This is a genomic window from Clostridium sp., from assembly GCF_016650095.1.
In the GTDB taxonomy this organism is placed as follows: domain Bacteria; phylum Bacillota; class Clostridia; order Clostridiales; family Clostridiaceae; genus Clostridium_AD.
The window spans coordinates 1-3,774 of record NZ_JAENWL010000363.1 but is presented as its reverse complement, the minus strand read 5'-3'; the positions used below and the strand labels follow the sequence as shown (position 1 = coordinate 3,774).

At 33.4% G+C, this 3,774-nt stretch carries 2 protein-coding genes; one reads left to right on the top strand and one right to left on the bottom strand.

What is annotated here, in order from left to right:
- Nucleotides 1-122 precede the first annotated feature (122 nt).
- Nucleotides 123-962: a S1-like domain-containing RNA-binding protein gene (locus JJE11_RS16305; RefSeq protein WP_291637518.1), complete on the top strand. Its 840-nt coding sequence runs from the start codon at nucleotides 123-125 to the stop codon at nucleotides 960-962.
- Between the two features lie 64 nt (nucleotides 963-1,026).
- On the opposite strand, the gene JJE11_RS16300 is transcribed toward JJE11_RS16305, so the two are convergent.
- Nucleotides 1,027-3,702 carry a cation-translocating P-type ATPase gene (locus JJE11_RS16300; RefSeq protein WP_291637516.1) on the bottom strand — a complete coding sequence of 892 codons (2,676 nt, stop codon included), beginning with the start codon at nucleotides 3,700-3,702 and terminating at the stop codon, nucleotides 1,027-1,029.
- Between the last annotated feature and the right edge of the window lie 72 nt (nucleotides 3,703-3,774).

Below are 3,774 nucleotides of genomic sequence, written 5' to 3'. Positions count from 1 at the left end.
TAGATAGTCCAGAGATAGGAAGGTTTTCGAAGCTTGAAGAAATATATTTAGTGAAATTTGTTGATAAACTTAACAAGTATATAGATTGGTCAAAAGTTTAAATAAAAGGTAGGAGATAAAAAATGATAAACATAGGAGATATTAATAATCTAAAAGTAGTTAGACGAGCAGAATTCGGGTATTATTTAGGTGCCGGGACAGAAGACACAAGTGATGATATATTATTACCAATGAAAAGTACGGTAGGCAGAGCTCTTAGTATTGATGAGGAAGTTGAAGCATTTATATACAGAGACTCAAGTGACAGGTTAATTGCAACACTAAAAAAACCACTTGCAAAGGTTGGTGATTTAGCTTATCTTAAGGTTGTTGACATGACTACAATAGGAAGTTTTGTAGAGATTGGGCTAGAAAGAGATATATTGGTTCCGTTTAAGGAGGAAAATTACAGTTTAGAAACAGGCAGAAAATATCTTTTTTATATATATTTAGATAAGACTGGAAGACTTGCAGCTACTACTTTTATTGATAGATATTTATATGAGACAGATTCATACGATATTGATGATGAGGTAGAGGGTACTGTATACGGAATTCAAACTAATGGCACCGTAATGATAGCTATTGATGATATATATAGAGCAGTAATTCTAAAAAATGAGAATTATGCTAATATAGCACCTGGAGACAGACTAAAAGTAAGAGTACAAAAATATTATGAAGATGGTAAAATGGACGTTACAGCAAGAAAACCAAGGCTAGAAGAAAGAGATGTAGTTGAAGAGCAAATATTAGAATACTTAAAGAAAAATGAAGGCTTTATGACATATAATGATAAAAGCTCTCCAGATGATATAAAGAAAACATTTAAAACCAGCAAGAACGCATTTAAAAGGGCACTGGGTGGCCTTATGAAAAGTGGTCTAATTGGTCAAAATGAAGACGGTACTAAATTAAAATAATTAGATATTTTTCAAATAAAAGGCTGATGAATTAATTCATCAGCCTTTTATTTGTTTATGCTAGTTATATATTATTATTAACTTTAGAAGACATACGTTTGAATATTTTTACAATTTCATTAGTGAGTAATGGCATTAAGGATAAAATCGTAACGATACCCCAATCCATTAAACTTAAAGCGTGAACACTAAAAGCATTTGCTAGAGGTGGTACACTTATTATCAAATCTTGTAGTAGTATACCCAAAATTATAGCTCCAATTAAATATTTATTTGAAAATAAGCCTATTTGGAATATAGATTTTTTTTCATTTCTCATATTTAAAGAATGAACAAGTTGGGAAACACTAAGTACAACAAAGGCCATGGTTTGTGCATGTTTTAAAGCATCTGTTGAAAGATTTTTAGGAAATAGTGGGAATAAATTAGTAGAACCACTATAATATTTCGCACCTACTATGAATGCGGTTAAAGTTACGACAGCGATTAACAGTCCATTAAGAAGTAAATTTAAGCTAGCACCCTTAAATAAACTATCATTTGGGTTACGTGGTTTATATTTCATTATGTCAGGGTCACCAGGATCTATACCTAAAGCGAGTGCCGGGAGTGTATCTGTGATTAAGTTAACCCACAATATATGGATAGGTCTAAGTGGTGATGCCCAACCTAAAAGTATTGCAAGAAATAATGCTATAATCTCTCCAATATTACAGGAGATGAGGAATACTACAGTTTTCTTGATATTTGTGAAGATATTTCTTCCTTCCCTTATAGCAGCAACAATAGTTGAAAAGTTATCATCTATTAATATCATGTCAGCAGCACCTTTAGCCACATCAGTACCAGTTATACCCATAGCTACACCTATGTCTGCCATTTTTAGAGACGGTGCGTCATTCACTCCGTCACCAGTCATTGACACAATATTGCCTTTAGCTTTAAGAGCCTTTATAATCTTAACTTTATGTTCTGGGGACACTCTTGCAAATACGCTTATATTATCAATTTTACTATTTAGTTCTTCATCAGAAATTTTATCAAGCTCAGTTCCAGACATAACTGCTTGAGAATCCACTGTAATATTAAGTTCTTTGGCTATAGCAAAAGCTGTGTTTTGATGGTCACCGGTTATCATTACAGTTTTTATTCCCGAATTTCTGCATAGAGAAATAGAATCTTTAACCTCTAGTCTAGGCGGATCTATCATACCTACCAGGCCAATAAGTATTAAATCACTTTCTAAGGAATCAATATCTACATGGGACGATGCAAGGATTTTATAAGCTGCGCCTAGAACTCTTAGTGCATTGTCAGACATATTATACGACGCAGCTAATATTTCCGTTTTGATGTTTGGGGTAATTTCAACAATGCTACCTTTAATATAGGCCTTAGTACATAGCTTTAATAGATTATCAATAGCCCCTTTTGTCATTACATAGTATTCATCACCATATTTATTTACAGTAGTCATTAATTTTCTATCAGATTCAAAAGGAATCTCATCAATTCGTTGATGCTTTTTTTCTAGTTCGTCTTTAAATATGTTATAGTCTACCCCAGCTACAAGTAGTGCAATTTCGGTTGGGTCACCAGTTTTTGAATTTTCAGAGTAAGTAGAATCATTGCATAAAATAAGATTTTCAAGTAAAAGCTTATGCGCAGTTTCATTAATGTTCAGAGAGCCTATATTTCCCAGGCTTCCATCTGCATAGAATTTTGTTACAGTCATTTTATTTTGAGTTAAAGTTCCTGTCTTGTCTGAACATATGATGTTTACCGAACCTAAAGTTTCAACAGCAGGTAATTTACGTACAATAGCATTCTCTTTTATCATTTTTTGAACGCCCATAGCAAGAACTATGGTTACTATAGCAGGAAGACCTTCGGGTATCGCAGCTACTGCTAAACTTATCGACGTAAGTAACATTTCAAAAACATCTCGTTTTTGAAGAATTCCAACTGTAAACATAAGACCACATATGACTAGAGCTCCTATTCCAAGGTACTTGCCAAGTTGCGCCAATTTATGTTGCAGAGGGGTTTGGGTGTCTATTTTTTCATCTAACATTTTAGCAATTTTGCCTATTTGAGTATTCATTCCAGTGGATACAGCGATTCCTACGCCTCTACCATAAGTCGCAAGCGTCGACATGAAGAGCATATTCTTTTGATCACCTAGTGGAATATCATCGCCAGTTAAGACCAGGGATGCATCTTTATCTACTGGCACAGATTCTCCTGTAAGTGTAGATTCTTCAATTTTTAAATTTGCAGTTTCAAGTAACCTTAAATCGCAAGGCACATATCTCCCTGCGTCAATAATGATAATATCTCCAGGTACAACATCTTTAGATGGAATCTCTTTTAACTGCCCATCACGTTTAACTACAGCCTTAGGCGTAGATAATTTCTTTAGTGCATCAAGAGCTTTTTCCGCTTTAGACTCTTGAATAATTCCTACTGTAGCATTGATAACAATTACAATAGCAATTATAATTGCGTCACTTGTTTCACCAAGGATGGCAGAAATTATGGCAGCTGCAATTAAAATATAAATTAAGATATCATTTAATTGGGCAAAAAACATTGCAAATATAGTTTTTGGTTTTTTAGTTTCTAGCTGATTTAATCCGAATTCTTCTCTTTTTAGCTCTGATTCCTTTTGAGAAAGGCCTGTTATTGGACTAGAACCTAATTCTTTTAGAACTTCCTCTATAGTTTTGTTAAAGAACATGAATACCACCTCACTTTATAGTATTTGTAATTATAGCTGAAATTATTAAAAATAAGAAAACTATTACAACCT